This window comes from Mycobacterium sp. NGS57, assembly GCF_059812405.1.
Genome location: NZ_JCALCP010000005.1, coordinates 299,171 through 315,057 on the forward strand (window position 1 = coordinate 299,171; position 15,887 = coordinate 315,057).

Consider the following 15,887-nt stretch of genomic DNA (forward strand, 5'->3'; position numbering starts at 1 on the left):
CGAGCCCAATATCGCGTTGGGAACCCATTGCGGCAGCTTGGGCAGGGCCGCCAGCCATGGGTGATTCAATTGGGTCATCAATTCGGTCGCACCGACATGCCGAAGGCGCGGGCGACACCGAATTTCCCCCCCGAGGTGTCACCCGCGCCTTTGGTGGCTTACCAGTGCGCCTAGCCGACGCCGATTCGCGGCACCACGCTGGGCCGTGCCTGCACGACGTGGTTCGGGCTGGCCCCGCCGCGGCCGAGCATCCCGCCGGGCATACCGGCTCCGGCGCCGCCCATGCCCATCGGCATCGGCATCATCGGCATACCGCCCATGGGCGCACCCGCGGCCGCGGCGGCGGCGGGCATCTCGCCCATTCCCGACATCGCCGCGCTGACCATCCGCGCCGGCGCAGACCCCTGCCACGTCGGGGGCACCGACATCGCCCCGACCAGGCGCGCCTTGCCCAAGCCGGCGGAGGCCGCTCCCAGGCCGCCCATGCCGGCACCACCCAGGCCCTTGGGAACGGCGCTGCTGACGAACTTCGCCCCGTCGGCCCCGGCCACATCGCTGACCAGGCCGGCCGGCGCGGCGTGCGCGGCACCCATGCCGGCCTGAGCGGCCATCATGATCGGCGACATCATCATGCTCGCCGGGTACATGGCGATCTGGGCCACCGACATGATCGAGGACATCGGGAGCTCGGAGGACAACGCCGACACCGTCGACGCGACGCCCCCGGCCATTCCCGTCACCGTCGACACCGGGGCCGCGATCGCGTTGGTTACCAACGCCCCCACCCCGGCGGCCTGCGACGCCAAGCCGCCCAGCGGGGTCGACAGCAACCCGGTCAGGCCGCTGAGGACCGGGGGCAGGCTGAACGACTGCAGCCCGGCAGCCACCGCCGTGGCCCCGCCGTGGTAGCCGACCATCGCGGCCACGTCCTGGGCCCACATCTCCATGTACTCGAACTCTTTCATGAAGATGGCCGGGGTGTTCTGGCCGAGGATGTTCGTCGCGATCAGCGTCACCTGCGTGATGCGGTTCTGGGCGACGGCGGGCGTGGGCACCGTGGCCGCCAGCGCGGTCTCGAACGCGGTCGCCGCCGTCCGGGCCTGCAGGGCCGCGGCCTCGGCCTGTCCCGCGGCCGCGCTCAGCCAGCCGACGTAGGGCGTCGCGGCCGCGGCCATCGACACCGACGCCGGGCCCGCCCAGGGGCCGTCGGTCAGCCCGGTGACCACCGACTGAAACGACGCCGCCGCACCCGCCAGGTCCGACGCCAACCCATCCCAGGCCGTCGCCGCCATGTGCAGCGGGCCCGAACCCGCGCCGGCGAACATCAACGCCGAGTTGATCTCCGGGGGGAAGAACGTAAAGCCAGGAATCATTCCAACCTCGACACATCCAGCCGCCTCGGCGGCTCCGACAACCACGTAGCTAACGTTCACCTGCGACGGCTCTACACGTGCCTACCGCCACCGCTGGATCGTAAGTCACCGCGGCGTCGAAAATTGGCGATTTCACGAAATCAATTCGTCTACCGTGCGGCAGCCGGTAGCCCGCGGCCACGTATCCCCGCAGACCGGACATCTGTCCAGGTAGCGGACCTGCGGATGTGTGCGCCCGCGGCCAAAAATCTGAACAAAATCTGTGGTGTTTCTGAGGCTTTTTCAGCGCCACGCCGCGAGAGGCCAAAAAGCCCGGAAATCGCTGAAGCACGGCGGTGAAGAAACCGGAGACGCCGTCGCCCGAGACGAGCACGCCGGACCTACCCTCAACGTGGCGAACTCCGCCCGCATCTTGGGCCTGTTTGCCCAGGGGGCGGGCAAACCGGAAGTTGCGAAACCGGTGTTCGAGTTGCCCGAGTTGAAAAAGCCGGTGTCCCTGGCGCCCGAATTCCCGAAGCCGAAGTTCGGAAAGCCGGCGTTAAAGCTGCCGGGATTGCCGTTCCCGACGTCGAAGAAGCCCAGGTTGTCGAAGAAGCCCAGGTTTCGCGCGCCCCTCGTCCACCGGATCATTCCCGCGGCGGCGCAAACCCGTTACGCGACACAACCAGCGCTGTCGGCCCGGGCTAGCAGCCCTTCAGGCGGACCGCCAGGTAATCGGCGACGGCGCCGATCGGGACCCGGTCCTGGGTCATGGCGTCGCGCTCGCGCACGGTCACGGCGCCGTCGGAGAGCGTGTCGAAATCCACCGTCACGCAATACGGCGTGCCGACCTCGTCCTGGCGGCGGTAGCGGCGCCCGATGGCGCCGGCGTCGTCGAAGTCGATGTTCCAGCATTTGCGCAATTCGGCCGCCAGGTCGCGGGCCATGGGGCTCAGGTCGGCGTGCCGCGACAGCGGCAGCACCGCGGCCTTGACCGGCGAGAGCCGCGGGTCGAGCCGAAGCACCGTGCGTTTTTCCATGCCGCCCTTGGCGTTTGGCGCCTCGTCCTCGTTGTAGGCGTCGATCAGAAATGCCATGAACGAGCGGGTCAGCCCGGCCGCGGGCTCGATGACGTACGGCGTGTAGCGGGTGTCGGAGACCTGGTCGTAGAAAGACAGGTCGGCACCGGAATGCTTTGCGTGCGTTGACAAGTCGAAGTCGGTACGGTTTGCGACACCCTCGAGCTCGCCCCACGGATTGCCGACGAAACCGAACTTGTACTCGATGTCGACGGTGCGGTCGGAGTAGTGCGACAGCTTCTCCGCGGGGTGCTCATACAGGCGCAGGTTCTGCGGATCGATGCCGAGATCGACATACCACTGCAGCCGGGTGTCGATCCAATACTGGTGCCAGTGTCTGGCCGTCGACGGCTCGACGAAGAACTCCATCTCCATCTGCTCGAACTCCCGGGTCCGGAAGATGAAGTTGCCCGGGGTGATCTCGTTGCGGAAGCTCTTGCCGATCTGCCCGATCCCGAACGGCGGCTTGCGCCGCGCGGTCGTCACCACGTTGGCGAAGTTGACGAAGATGCCCTGCGCGGTCTCGGGACGCAGGTAGTGCAGCCCTTCCTCGGTCTCGATGGGCCCCAGGTAGGTCTTGAGCATCATGTTGAATTCGCGGGGCTCGGTCCACTGCCCCTTGGTGCCGCAGTCGGGGCAGACGATCTCGGTCATCGCCACCGAATCGGGGTCGGCGATCCCCTTCTTCGCCGCGTAGGCCTCCTGCATGTGGTCCTGGCGATGCCGGCGGTGGCAGTTCAGGCACTCGACCAGGGGGTCGTGGAAGACCTCGACGTGGCCGGAGGCCACCCAGACCTGCCGCGGCAGGATGATCGACGAGTCGAGTCCCACCACGTCGTCGCGGCCGGTGACCACCGCGCGCCACCACTGGCGTTTGATGTTCTCCTTGAGCTCCACCCCCAGCGGCCCGTAGTCCCACGCCGATTTGGTGCCGCCGTAGATCTCCCCCGAGGGAAAGACGAAGCCGCGCCGTTTGGCCAGGTTGACTACGGTGTCGATGACAGACGCCACGGGGCGGTGCACTCCTTATCGAAGATCAGGCAGACGGGCGCCACGGTGAACCGCCGCGTGCGCCGCTCGCAAAACACCAGTCATGGTATCGACCGGCGCCGCGATCTTTGACATGCGTCATCATGCATGTGACAGTGGAAGGCGCCCGGCATGGACCGCGCGCTTTCGTATCCGGCACTTCTCGAGGTGAGGACACTCCCATGGCGATGTCGTCCTCCACGTCAACCGCCGCCGGTGGCGACACGGGGTCCGACGTGAGCGAGGTGTCCCACGAGCACGGCACGGCCGGGCACGCGGCGTTCCCCGACTATCCCGTGCCGCCGCCGCGGGAGATTCTCGACGCCGCCGGCGAGCTGCTGCGCGCGCTGGCCGCACCGGTGCGGATCGCCATCGTGCTGCAGCTGCGCGAGTCCCACCGTTGCGTGCACGAACTGGTCGATGCGCTGGGCGTGCCGCAGCCCTTGGTCAGCCAGCACCTGAAGATCCTCAAGGCGGCGGGCGTGGTCGCCGGGGAGCGGTCCGGGCGCGAAGTGCTCTACCGGCTCGCCGACCACCACCTGGCGCACATCGTCGTCGACGCCGTGGCCCACGCCAGCGAGGACACCCCGTGACTGGCACGAGTGTGCGGTCCACCCGGCAGCGGGCGGCGATCTTCACCCTGCTGGAAACGCTCGACGAATTCCGCTCGGCCCAGGAGCTGCACGACGAGCTGCGCCGCCGCGGCGAGAACATCGGCCTGACGACCGTGTACCGCACCCTGCAGTCGATGGCCGCGACGGGAATGCTCGACACGCTGCGCACCGACACCGGCGAGTCGGTCTACCGCCGCTGCTCGGAGCACCATCACCACCACCTGGTGTGCCGCGGGTGCGGTTCCACTATCGAGGTCGGCGACCACGAGGTCGAACAGTGGGCCGCGCAGGTGGCCGCCAAGCACGGCTTCTCCGACGTCAGCCACACCATCGAGATCTTCGGCACCTGTGCCCAGTGCGGCTCCTGAGCCGAATCAGAAGCTCTAAGCCGTGAGCGAGCGGCGGATCTCGACGCCGGTGTCGAGCACCAGCAGGACCAGGGTGCGCAGCGCGTCGTCGGTCAGCCCGCCCCCGGGAAAGTTGTAGCGCAGCATCACGTCACCGATTTTGGACGCGCCCTTGCCGGAGTTGCGTTGCCCCGCTTGCTCGTTGGCCTTCTCGACCAGGGTGACGCTGCCGAAGTTGCTGTCGTGCGCCTGCTTGGCGATCTGGTCGCGCACCTTCTTGGTCAGCGGCAGATCCCAGGCCAAGATCTGGGTCAGCGATACCAGGTCGAGGCCCTCGGCGATGTTGACCACCCGCAGCGACGCCAGGGTTCCGTTGTGGCGCAGGGTCAGCGCGCCATCGGGCTCCTCGTCGACGGCGAGGGTGTCGCGCAATATCGACGCCAAACGCTCCTGCAGCGAGGGCATCAGGCGCTCCCGAACCGTCGATTGCGAAACGCGTATTCCTCGCACGCCGCCCACAGGTCGCGACGGTCGTAGTCGGGCCACAGCTTGTCGGAGAAGATGTACTCGGCGTACGCCGCCTGCCACAGCATGAAATTGCTGGACCGCTGCTCCCCCGACGTCCGCAGGAAAAGGTCGACGTCGGGGATGTCGGGTCGCTGCAGGTGACGCGAGATCGTCGCCTCGTTGATGCGCTCCGGATTGAGCCGGCCGGCCTCGACCAGGCGGGCGATATCCTTTGCGGCCTCGGCGATTTCAGCGCGGCCGCCGTAGTTCACGCAGTAGTTCACCGTGATCACGTCGTTGCCGGCCGTCATCGCCTCGGCGATGGCCAGTTCGTTGATGACGCTGCGCCACAGCCGCGGCCGCGACCCCACCCAGCGGATCTTCACCCCGATCGCGTTGAGGTTCACCCGGCGCATGCGCACCACGTCGCGGTTGAACCCCATCAGGAAGCGGACCTCCTCGGGGGAACGCTTCCAGTTCTCGGTGGAGAACGCGTAGAGGCTGAGCCATTTGATGCCGAGTTCGATGGCGCCACAGACGATGTCGATCACCACCGCCTCGCCGGCCTGGTGGCCGTCGGTGCGGCTGAGCCCGCGCTGGGTGGCCCAGCGGCCGTTGCCGTCCATCACGATGGCGACGTGAAAGGGCAAGCGGTCGGCGGGAATTCGCGGCGCGGCCGCCTTCGAGGTGTGCTGCGGTGGGCGGCGCGGGCCGCCACCGTCGGCCGGCGGCAGCTCCGGAAAGGCAACCGGCCACGTCGACGTGTCGGGAAAGACCGGGTAATCGTCGGGCGCGGGGGGCAGCTGCGGGAAGTCGGTTGACTTCAGCTTGCGCTCGGCTTTAGCCACAGGCCATATCCTGCCCGATCAGCGCTGCGCGCCGGTCGGCGATGGTGCGGTCGACGTGATACGTCCGCTCTACCAGCGGCAGCGTTTTGAGCTGCCGTTCCAGGTGCCACTGCAGGTGGGCGGCCACCAATCCGCTGACGTGGTTGCGGTGCGATTGCGGCGACGCCTCGGCGGCCTCCCAGTCGCCGTCGTGCAGCGCCGCCATCAGATCCAGCACACCCGGCGGTGGGGTGGTCGAACCCGCCGGGCGGCAATGCGGGCAGACGCTGCCCCCGGCCCCGACGTGAAATGCCCGGTGCGGACCCGGGGTGGCGCACCGTGCGCACTCGGTGAGCGCCGGCGCCCATCCGGCGATGCCCATGGCACGCAGCAGATAGGCGTCCAGCAACAGGTCCCGCGGCCGGCGTCCGTCGGCCACCGCACGCAGCGCGCCCACGGTGAGTCGGTGCAGGGCCGGCGCCGGGGCGCGCTCCTCGCCGGCGAGGCGTTCGGCGGTCTCCAGCATCGCGCACCCGCACGTGTACCGGCCGTAGTCGCTGACGATGTCGGTCGCGAACGCGTCGATGGACACGACCTGGGTGACGATGTCGAGATTGCGGCCGGGATGCAGCTGCGCGTCGATATGAGCAAACGGCTCCAGCCGGGCACCGAATTTGCTGCGGGTGCGCCGGACGCCCTTGGCCACCGCGCGAACCAGCCCGTGGTCGCGGGTCAGCAGGGTGACGATCCGGTCGGCTTCGCCGAGCTTGTGCTGGCGCAGCACAACAGCCCGGTCTCGATATAGCCGCATCACCATAGTTTTGCACCCCGCCGCGACAATCCGGGTATCCGCGCCGTCTAGTCTCGTACCCCGTGATTGGCGCTTCCGGGTCGGGAGTCGGGTCCATCTCCGGATCCGGCGGCCAGCGCCTGCCCACCCTGACTGACCTGCTCTATCAGTTGGCCAGCCGCGCCGTGACGTCCACCACACTGGTCAGCCGCTCCCTGCACGCCATCCACACCAGCCAGTCGACGCTGAACGCCTTTCGGGTGGTGCTCACCGAGTCGGCGCTGGCCGACGCGGCCGAGGCCGACCGGCGCAGGGCGGCCGGGGACACCGCCCCGCTGCTGGGCATCCCGATCGCGGTCAAGGACGACGTCGACGTCGCCGGCATTCCGACGGCCTTCGGCACCGAGGGGCATGTCGCGCCCGCGGCCCACGACGCCGAGGTGGTGCGCCGGCTCAAGGCCGCCGGCGCGGTGATCGTCGGTAAGACCAACACCTGCGAACTGGGCCAATGGCCGTTCACCAGCGGGCCCGGCTTCGGACACACCCGCAACCCCTGGTCGCGCCGGCACACCCCGGGCGGGTCGTCGGGGGGCAGCGCCGCCGCGGTGGCCTCCGGCCTGGTCACCGCCGCCATCGGCTCCGACGGCGCGGGCAGCGTGCGCATCCCCGCGGCGTGGACCCACCTGGTCGGTATCAAGCCGCAGCGCGGCCGCATCTCGACCTGGCCGCTGCCGGAGGCGTTCAACGGCATCACCGTCAACGGCGTGCTGGCCCGCACGGTGGCCGACGCGGCGCTGGTGCTCGACGCCGCGTCCGGCAATGTCGAGGGCGACCGGCACAAACCACCGCCGATCACGGCATCCGACTACGTCGGCAAGGCGCCGGGCCCGCTGAACATCGCCCTGTCAACCCGGTTCCCCTACACCGGCTTTCGGGCCAAGCTGCATCCGGAGATCCTGGCCGCGACGCGCGCAGTGGCCAAGCAACTCGAGCTGCTCGGGCACACCGTGGTGCCCGGCAACCCGGACTACGGCCTGCGGCTGTCGTGGAATTTTCTGGCGCGCTCCACCGCGGGCCTGCTGGATTGGGAAGAACGGCTCGGCGACGGGGTGATCCTGGATCCGCGCACCCTGGCCAACCTGCGCATGGGCCAGGTGTTGGGCCAGGCCATCCTGCGCAGCGCCCGCCGCCACGAGGCGGCCGACCAGCACCGGGTGGGCTCGATATTCGACATCGTCGACGTCGTGCTGGCACCGACGACGGCCCAGCCGCCGCCGTTGGCGCGCGCCTTCGACCGGTTGAGCGGGCTGGCCACCGACCGCACCATGATCGCCGCGTGCCCGTTGACCTGGCCGTGGAACGTGCTGGGCTGGCCGTCGATCAACGTGCCGGCGGGATTCACCTCGGAGGGTTTGCCGATCGGAGTGCAGCTGATGGGTCCGGCAAACAGCGAGGGCCTGCTGATCTCGCTGGCCGCCGAGCTGGAGGCCGTGTGCGGCTGGGCGGCCAGGCAGCCGACGGTGTGGTGGCACGCCGGCACGGACACGCCGTCGGCCGGCGCGCCGCCGCGTCGATGAGGTGACGCGGCGATCGCAAGCGCGGCGATGGGGGTGCCCCCGCGGAGCTGGGGGACCGGGCGCTGCGGGTCGCCGCAATGTGACGCCCCGCCCGAACGGGGGTACATCCCCGGGATGGACCAATCCGAAGCCCCCCTGCTGGATGCGGTGGCCGACTACCGCGACAAGAACCGCTACGGGTTCACCCCGCCCGGGCACCGCCAGGGCCGCGGCGTCGACGAGCGGGTGCTGGCGGTGCTGGGCCGCGAACCGTTCCTCGATGACATGCTGGCCAACGGCGGGCTGGACGACCGCAAGAGCAGCAACGGCTACCTGAAGCGGGCCGAGGACCTGATGGCCGACGCCGTGGGCGCCGACATGGCGTGGTTTTCCACCTGCGGCAGTTCGCTGTCGGTACGGGCGGCGATGATGGCCGTGGCCGGCTCCGGAGACTCCGGCGGCAGCCTGCTGGTCAGCCGGGACAGCCACAAATCCATCGTGGCGGGCCTCATTTTCTCCGGCGTGCAGCCGCGCTGGATCACGCCCCGCTGGGACGCCGCGCATCACTTTTCCCACCCGCCATCACCGCGGCAGGTCGAGGAGACCTGGGCCAAACACCCCGACGCCGCCGGGGCGCTCATCGTCAGCCCGAGCCCCTACGGCACCTGCGCAGACATCGCCGGGATCGCCGAGGTCTGCCATGCGCGCGGCAAGCCGCTGATCATCGACGAGGCGTGGGGGGCGCACCTGCCGTTCCACCGGGACCTGCCGACGTGGGCGATGGACGCGGGCGCGGACATCTGCGTGGTCAGCGTGCACAAGATGGGGGCGGGTTTCGAACAGGGCTCGGTGTTCCACCTGCAGGGTGATCGGATCGACCGTGACCGCCTGTCGGCCTGTGCGGACCTGCTGATGACCACCAGCCCCAGCGTGCTGCTGTACGCCGCGATCGACGGTTGGCGGCGGCAAATGGTCGAGCGCGGCCACGACTTGCTCGGTGCCGCACTGGATTTGGCGGCTCAGCTGCGGGAGGACATCGAACTGGTTCCGGAGGTGGAGGTGCTCGACGACGAGCTGCTCGGCGTGGAGGCGTCACACGACCTGGACCGGATGCAGGTGATGATGGACGTGTCGGCCACCGGCACCTCCGGTTATCAGGCCGCCGACTGGCTGCGCGAGCATGCGCACATCGACGTCGGGATGAGCGATCACCGCCGCATTCTGGCGACGCTGTCCTTCGCCGACGACAAGACCAGCGGCGCCCGCCTCACCGAGGCGCTGGCCGAATGGCGCAGGGACGCAAGCGACTTCGATCCGCCTCCGCAGATCGACCTGCCGTCGCCCGAGGAACTGGAGCTGGAAACCGTCTGCCCGCCACGCGATGCGTTCTTCGGGCGGGTCGAGGAAGTGCCCACCGACCAGGCCGCGGGCCGGATCTCCGCCGAGCAGTGCACGCCGTATCCCCCGGGGATTCCTGCCGTCGTGCCCGGCGAGCGCCTCAACGACGCCGTGCTGAACTACCTGTGCACGGGCGTGCGCGCCGGGATGAACGTGCCGGACGCCGCGGACCCGTCGCTGCAGACCATTCGCGTGGTGGCGTGACCGGCGGCTTTGACCGAGTCGGGCAGCCTTGCCGCCTTGCCGCTAGAAGCCCAGCCGACCAAGCTGTTTGGGGTCGCTCTGCCAGTTTTTGGCCACCTTGACCCGCAGATCGAGGTAGATCTTGGTGCCCAGCAGCTTCTCGATCTGGGCGCGCGCGGCGGTGCCCACTTCCCGCAGCCGCGCGCCGCGCTTGCCGATGACGATGCCCTTCTGGCTGTCGCGCTCGACGTAGAGGATGGCGTGGACGTCGATCAGATCGTCGCGGCCTTCGCGGGGCTCGACCTCGTCGATCACCACCGCCAACGAATGCGGCAGCTCGTCGCGGACCCCCTCCAGCGCGGCCTCGCGGATGAGCTCGGCCATCAGGACCTCCTCGGGTTCGTCGGTCAGCTCGCCGTCCGGGTAATAGGCCGGGCCGACGGGCAGCGCCGCGGCCAGCACGTCGATCAGCACGTCGACCTGCGCGCCGGTGGCCGCCGACACCGGGACGATTTCGGCCGCCGCGCCGACCAGCTCGCTGACGGCCACCAACTGCGCGGCCACCCGGTCCCTGGGGACCTTGTCGATCTTGGTGACGACGGCCAGCAGCGTGGTCTTGGGGGCCACCGCGCGGATCTGCTCGACGATCCACCGGTCGCCCGGGCCGATCGCCTCGTCGGCGGGGATGCACAATCCGATGACGTCGACCTCGGCGTAGGTGTCGCGGACCAGGTCGTTGAGCCGCTTGCCCAGCAGCGTCCGCGGCCGGTGCAGGCCCGGGGTGTCGACCAGGATGATCTGGAATTGGTCGCGGTGCACGATCCCGCGGATGGTGTGGCGGGTGGTCTGCGGGCGCGTCGAGGTGATCGCCACCTTGGCGCCGACGAGCGCGTTGGTCAGCGTCGACTTGCCGGTGTTGGGCCGGCCCACCAAACACACGAAGCCGGAACGGAATTCGGTCATGACGCCCCGATCGCCGAGCGTGAACGCGTCATGGGATGTTCCCGTCCGTCTCGGCGGGGCTGAGCAGGACGGTGTTGATCCGCACCCGGCCGCGGTGATCGGGGCCGCCCTCGGCGCGCAGCCGCAGCCCGTGCGAGACCACCTCGGCGCCCGGCAGCGGCACCCGCCCCAGCTCCAGGGCCACCAGCCCGCCCACCGTGTCGACGTCGAGGTCGTCGTCGAACTCCACGTCGTACAGCTCGCCGACGTCTTCGATCGGCAGCCGCGCGGAAACCCGAAAGCGTCTGTCCCCCAACTCTTCGATGGGCGCCGTCTCCGCCTCGTCGTACTCGTCGGCGATCTCGCCGACGATCTCTTCCAGCACGTCCTCGATGCTGACCAGGCCCGCGATGGCGCCGTACTCGTCGACGAGCAGGGCCATGTGGATGCGGTCGCGCTGCATCTCGCGCAGCAGCGCGTCCAGCGGCTTGGAGTCCGGCACGAACACCGCGGGGCGCATCACCTGCGACACCTTGGTGTCGCGGCCGCCGTCGGGCGACAGGAACGTCTGCTGGACAAGGTCTTTGAGGTACACCACCCCGACGACGTCGTCGACGTTCTCCCCGATCACCGGGAGGCGGGAATGCCCGCTGCGCACGGCCAGGTTGGTGGCCTGGCTGGCGTACTTGTCGCTTTCGATCCAGATCATCTCGGTGCGCGGCACCATCACCTCGCGGGCGGGGGTGTCGCCGAGCTCGAAGACCGACTCGATCATGCGCCGCTCGTCGGCGGCGACCACGCCGCGCTGCTGGGCCAGATCGACGACCTCGCGTAGCTCGATCTCGGAGGCGAACGGCCCGTTGCGCAGGCCGCGGCCCGGAGTGAGCGCGTTACCCAGCACCACCAGCAGCCGGCTGAGCGGCATCAGCAGCCACGAAATCACCCGCAGCGGCAGGGCCGTCGTCAGCGAGATGGAGTAGGCGTGCTGGCGGCCGAGGGTGCGCGGTCCCACCCCGATGACGACGAAGCTGGTCACCACCATGATGGTCGCCGCACCGAACAACGCCCACCGCATGCCGAAGTTGTCGTAGAGGAACACCACCAGCAGCACGGTCGCGGTGATCTCGCAGATGATGCGCAGCAGCACCACCAGGTTGATGTAGCGCGGCCGCTCGTTCATCACCTTGAACAGCGACATCGCGCCGGGGCGCTCGCCGCGCAGCAGTTCCTGCACCCGCGCCAGCGACACCGTGCTGATGGCCGCATCGATTGCCGCGAAAAGGCCGCCCAAAGCGATCAGGGCGATCGCGCCGAGCAGCTGGGGAAGCGCGGTCAATTCTCGAAATACCTTGACTTGTCCAGCAACCGGCGGTCGCGTTCCTCCTGGCGATCCAGCCGGTAGGCCTCGACCTGCTCGGCGACCCACTCCTCGAGCAACCGGTCCTGCAGGGCGAACATCTCCCGTTCCTCGTCCGGCTCGCCGTGGTCGTAGCCGAGCAGGTGCAGCACACCGTGAATCGTCAACAGCGCCAACTCATGTCCGAGGCTGTGGCCCGCGGCGGTGGCCTGCTCGGCGGCGAACTCCGGGCACAGCACGATGTCGCCGAGCATCGCGGGCCCCGGCTCGGGCGCGTCGGGGCGGCCGCCGGGCTCGAGCTCGTCCATCGGAAAGCTCATCACGTCGGTGGGGCCGGGCAGGTCCATCCAGCGCATGTGCAGGTCGGCCATGGCGGCGGTGTCCAGCAGCACCATCGACAGCTCGGCGCTGGGGTTGACGTCCATCCGGGCGATGACGAACCGCGCGACGCTGACCAGTTCGGCCTCGGAGACGTCGACGCCCGACTCGTTGGATACCTCGATGCTCATAAGATCACCGCCGATTGCGGGCACCGCCGGCCCGGCGAGCCGCCCGATTCATGCCCAGGCCGGGTTCTTCGAATTTCGCGTAGGCGTCGACGATTTCGGAGACCAGCCGGTGGCGCACCACGTCCACGCTGGTCAGCTCGGCGACGTGGATGTCGTCCACGCTGTCCAGGATCTCCATCGCCGACCGCAGGCCGGACCTGGCGCCACCCGGGAGGTCGACCTGGGTGATGTCCCCCGTGACAACGATCTTCGACCCGAAACCCAGTCGGGTGAGGAACATTTTCATCTGTTCGGCGGTGGTGTTCTGCGCCTCGTCCAGAACGATGAACGCGGAATTCAACGAGCGGCCTCGCATATATGCCAGCGGCGCGACCTCAATGACGCCGGCGGACATCAGCTTTGGGATCAGCTCGGCATCCATCATGTCGTACAGCGCGTCATACAGCGGGCGCAGATACGGGTCGATCTTCTCGCTGAGCGTGCCCGGCAAAAAGCCCAGGCGCTCACCGGCTTCCACCGCCGGCCGGGTCAAGATGATGCGCGTGACCTGCTTGGTCTGCAGCGCGTTGACCGCCTTGGCCATCGCCAGGTACGTCTTGCCGGTGCCCGCCGGCCCGATCCCGAAGACGATGGTGTTGGCGTCGATGGCGTCGACGTAGCGCTTCTGGTTGAGCGTCTTGGGGCGGATCGTCTTGCCTCGCCGCGACAAGATGTCGAGGGTGAGCACTTCCGCCGGCGACTCGTTGCCGGTGCCGACCAACATGGCGACGCTGTGGCGCACCACCTCCGGGGTCATCGGCTGCCCGCTGGCCACGATCGCGACCAGTTCGGAGATCACCCGCTCGCCGAGCGCGACGTCGGCCGGTTCACCCGAGAGCGTGACGGTGTTGCCGCGCACGTGCAGGTTGGCGGCCAACATCCGTTCGAGGGCGCGCAGATTCTCGTCGGCGGAACCCAGTAAACCCACGACTAGGTCGGGCGGAACATCAATGCTGCTGCGAACCTGAGATGAGGCCGATGACGAGGTAGCAGCCTTGGTTTCGCGGGGCGTCACGTGGTTACCAAGACCTTCGGGTGCCTGCTTTCTGTGTTCTCGAGCGCCGACAGACGGTAGCCAAGTCTACCGCCCAGGAGGCGCAATGGTCCCGGTGTGCTGCGAACGCCGTCAGGCGGCGGACGCGGTCGTGAGAACGGCGGGCACGCCGCCTTTTACCGGCCACGGCAGGGCGGGGTCATGTTGGGGGCCCCAGCCGGCGGGAGTCTGTATCCGGAACCGTTGATGGATCTGCGCGAGCAGAAACTGCGCCTCCAGGTAGCCCATCGCCGCACCGAAACAGCGGTGTGGGCCGGCGCCGAAGGGCATGAAGGCCAGGTTCGGCCGCCCCGCGGCGACGTCCTTGTCGTAGAACCGGGCGGGCTCGTAGCGGTCGGCGTCGGGACCCCACCAGCGCGGATCGCGCTGTAGCGCGTAGATCGGCAGCCCCACCAGCGTTCCGCGCCGGATGCGGTAGCCCCCGACGACGTCGTCGATCATGGCGAACCGCGGCTGCAGCAGCAGGCCCTGCAGGCGCTGGCCCTCGTCGAAGCACGCCTTGGCCCACTGCAGCCTGTCCAGGTCGGCGTAGGTGGGCGGCGCCCCGTCGAGGCCGCCGATCTCGTCGTAGAGCCGCTGCTGGGCGCGCGGATTCTGCGGGAGGAAAGCCAGCGTCCAGGCCAGCGCGGCGACGACGGTTTCGTAGCCGCCGCCGATCAGCATGATGGCCTCGGTGATGACGTCACGCCTGCTGATGGGGGTGCCGTCCTCGTACCGGGCGTCGAGGAGCACCTGCAGCAGGTCGTCGTGCGGCCGCGGGTCCGCCCGTCGTTCCTCGACCCGCCGTGTCACCCAGCGCCGCATCCGCAGCCACGCCTGCACGGGGTTGCCGTCGCCCGGCAGCAGCCTCGGTGAACGGCCGAGCAGCAGGGGCGACGACGCGCTCTGCATCAGGGTGCGGACGTCGATGTCGAGGCGGTGCAGCTCGGCGTCGGAAAGCTTCAGGCTGAACATCGCGCGCATGAAGCCCGGGATCACCACGCCGTTGATCTCGTGCTGCAGGTCGATCGGTTCGCCGGTGGCGGCGAACCGCTCCCACTTCGCCAACCGCGCGGCGAACTCGTCGGCGACGACGGCGGCGACACGCGTGAGCTGGTGGCGACCCATCATCGGGGTGAGCGGCTTGCGCCGGCGGCGGAACTCGGGGCCCTCCATCATCTGCATGGAGGCGCCCAGCAGTTTCCTGGCCGCCCCGGCGGCGGGGCCGATGAGGCTGTACTCGCCGTCGCGATGGCTGACGATGTGCCGGACGTGGTCGGGGTGGTTCATGACCACGACGTCATACAGCGGCAGCGGCAGCCGGTAGATGTCGCCGTAAACCTTCCCGAGATGCTGCAGGTATCCGAACGGATCGGCCTTGAGCTCGGGGAGCACGCCCACGAAGGGATGCCCCCGCGGCCCCGGTGGCCGCGGCGGGTCGCCTGTGCGGCGCCGGGACCGCATCGCGTCCCGCGCGCGGCCGACGGGGTTGCGGGTGCCCCAGAAGGGGTCGGGTGTCTCAAACATTCTCGAAGCAATAGATCCGGTAGGAACTCTCCCCGCTTCGCAGCCCGTCGCAGACCTTGGACACCGACGCGGCCACCGCGCCGCGCACCGGGCCGCGCAACACGGCCGGGGTCCGGCGGGTGAACATGTGCTGCGAGCGCGGCAAGCTCAATTGCAGTCCGCGGACGACCTGCTCGTTGATGATCTCTTTCGCACGCATCTGCAGCGGGCCGTCCGCCAATTCGGCCTCCCAGGCCGCGATGCGGTCGCAGCGCCGAACGTCGGCGTACAGGAGATGCCCGCCCGGCCGCAGCACCCGCGCGACCTCGGTGAGGAAACCCGGGAGCGACGGATAGCAGTGCGAGGCTTCGATGTTGATCACCGCGTCGAAGGCCTGGTCGCCGAACGGAAGGTTCACGGCGTCGCCCTGGACGAAGCCCAAGCCCGGCTGGTGGTGCATTTTTCGGCAGACCTCGATGCCGGCGGGGTTGAGGTCCAGGCCGGTGTAGGAGGCCGGGCGCAGCGTGCGCGACAGGTAGGACGCCCCGCCGCCGTGGCCGCAGCTGACCTCGAGCACCCGTTTGCCGGCGAGGTCGGCCTGGGTCGCGGTGCGGTGATAGAGCTGGATGCAATACCGATCCGGCTCGTCGGACTCCGACAGCGGCACGGCCATCGGCGGGTCCTCTTCGTAGCCCAGGTTCAGAAACGCCACGTCATCGGCGCCGTGGCGGGTGATGAAGGGGTAGTAGTACTTCGCGAAGAGCTTCCACGCCGGGGTGGAGACCATTCGTGTTGCAAGGCCCATCGGCGAGGGGTGCC

Annotated in this window: 15 protein-coding genes; 4 read left to right on the forward strand and 11 right to left on the reverse strand. The window is 69.0% G+C overall.

Annotation, left to right across the window (positions count from 1 at the left end; genetic code table 11):
• Window positions 1–170: 170 nt before the first annotated feature.
• Complete coding sequence (locus tag AC5Y43_RS12295) at window positions 171–1,373, reverse strand: PPE family protein (protein WP_499972680.1); 1,203 nt, start codon at window positions 1,371–1,373, stop codon at window positions 171–173.
• Window positions 1,374–2,056: 683 nt separating this feature from the next.
• Entirely contained in the window at window positions 2,057–3,454 is a 1,398-nt protein-coding gene (locus AC5Y43_RS12300; protein WP_499972683.1) for a glycine--tRNA ligase, read from the reverse strand.
• 188 nt (window positions 3,455–3,642) lie between these two features.
• On the opposite strand from AC5Y43_RS12300, the gene AC5Y43_RS12305 reads away from it, so the two are divergent.
• A complete protein-coding gene (locus AC5Y43_RS12305; protein ID WP_499972685.1) occupies window positions 3,643–4,053 on the forward strand; it encodes an ArsR/SmtB family transcription factor in 411 nt (136 codons plus the stop codon).
• On the forward strand, window positions 4,050–4,442 hold the full coding sequence (locus AC5Y43_RS12310) for a Fur family transcriptional regulator (protein ID WP_499972686.1): 393 nt from the start codon (window positions 4,050–4,052) through the stop codon (window positions 4,440–4,442). The genes AC5Y43_RS12305 and AC5Y43_RS12310 overlap by 4 nt, the downstream gene beginning before the upstream one ends.
• 15 nt (window positions 4,443–4,457) lie before the next feature.
• Here the strand turns inward: AC5Y43_RS12310 and AC5Y43_RS12315 are convergent, their stop codons facing one another.
• From AC5Y43_RS12315 to recO, 3 genes are read right to left on the reverse strand one after another with little or no spacing between them, the layout of a single operon-like run.
• Window positions 4,458–4,886: a hypothetical protein gene (locus AC5Y43_RS12315; protein WP_499972688.1), complete on the reverse strand. Its 429-nt coding sequence runs from the start codon at window positions 4,884–4,886 to the stop codon at window positions 4,458–4,460.
• Window positions 4,886–5,776, reverse strand: coding sequence for a decaprenyl diphosphate synthase (locus AC5Y43_RS12320; protein WP_499972689.1), 891 nt, complete (start codon window positions 5,774–5,776; stop codon window positions 4,886–4,888). Before AC5Y43_RS12320 ends, AC5Y43_RS12315 begins: the two co-directional genes overlap by 1 nt.
• Window positions 5,769–6,566, reverse strand: a complete 798-nt coding sequence (gene recO, locus AC5Y43_RS12325; protein ID WP_499972691.1) for a DNA repair protein RecO — start codon at window positions 6,564–6,566, stop codon at window positions 5,769–5,771. The genes AC5Y43_RS12320 and recO overlap by 8 nt, the downstream gene beginning before the upstream one ends.
• Before the next feature lie 62 nt (window positions 6,567–6,628).
• On the opposite strand from recO, the gene AC5Y43_RS12330 reads away from it, so the two are divergent.
• Together AC5Y43_RS12330 and AC5Y43_RS12335 are read left to right on the forward strand one after the other, a co-directional pair.
• On the forward strand, window positions 6,629–8,122 hold the full coding sequence (locus AC5Y43_RS12330; protein WP_499972693.1) for an amidase: 1,494 nt from the start codon (window positions 6,629–6,631) through the stop codon (window positions 8,120–8,122).
• Window positions 8,123–8,236: 114 nt separating this feature from the next.
• The gene (locus tag AC5Y43_RS12335; RefSeq protein WP_499972695.1) at window positions 8,237–9,703 is read left to right on the forward strand and encodes an aminotransferase class I/II-fold pyridoxal phosphate-dependent enzyme; all 1,467 of its coding nucleotides are present in this window, start codon (window positions 8,237–8,239) and stop codon (window positions 9,701–9,703) included.
• A gap of 42 nt (window positions 9,704–9,745) precedes the next feature.
• Here the strand turns inward: AC5Y43_RS12335 and era are convergent, their stop codons facing one another.
• The 6 genes from era to AC5Y43_RS12365 form a co-directional block, all read right to left on the reverse strand.
• Window positions 9,746–10,645 carry a GTPase Era gene (gene era, locus AC5Y43_RS12340; protein WP_499972696.1) on the reverse strand — a complete coding sequence of 300 codons (900 nt, stop codon included), beginning with the start codon at window positions 10,643–10,645 and terminating at the stop codon, window positions 9,746–9,748.
• A gap of 28 nt (window positions 10,646–10,673) precedes the next feature.
• A complete protein-coding gene (locus AC5Y43_RS12345; protein ID WP_499972698.1) occupies window positions 10,674–11,960 on the reverse strand; it encodes a hemolysin family protein in 1,287 nt (428 codons plus the stop codon).
• Complete coding sequence (gene ybeY / locus AC5Y43_RS12350) at window positions 11,957–12,490, reverse strand: rRNA maturation RNase YbeY (RefSeq protein ID WP_499972699.1); 534 nt, start codon at window positions 12,488–12,490, stop codon at window positions 11,957–11,959. The genes AC5Y43_RS12345 and ybeY overlap by 4 nt, the downstream gene beginning before the upstream one ends.
• Before the next feature lie 4 nt (window positions 12,491–12,494).
• Entirely contained in the window at window positions 12,495–13,544 is a 1,050-nt protein-coding gene (locus tag AC5Y43_RS12355) for a PhoH family protein (protein WP_499972701.1), read from the reverse strand.
• 111 nt (window positions 13,545–13,655) lie between these two features.
• A complete protein-coding gene (locus tag AC5Y43_RS12360; RefSeq protein ID WP_499972703.1) occupies window positions 13,656–15,089 on the reverse strand; it encodes a cytochrome P450 in 1,434 nt (477 codons plus the stop codon).
• The gene (locus tag AC5Y43_RS12365) at window positions 15,082–15,873 is read right to left on the reverse strand and encodes a phthiotriol/phenolphthiotriol dimycocerosates methyltransferase (RefSeq protein WP_499972706.1); all 792 of its coding nucleotides are present in this window, start codon (window positions 15,871–15,873) and stop codon (window positions 15,082–15,084) included. Before AC5Y43_RS12365 ends, AC5Y43_RS12360 begins: the two co-directional genes overlap by 8 nt.
• Window positions 15,874–15,887: the final 14 nt, after the last annotated feature.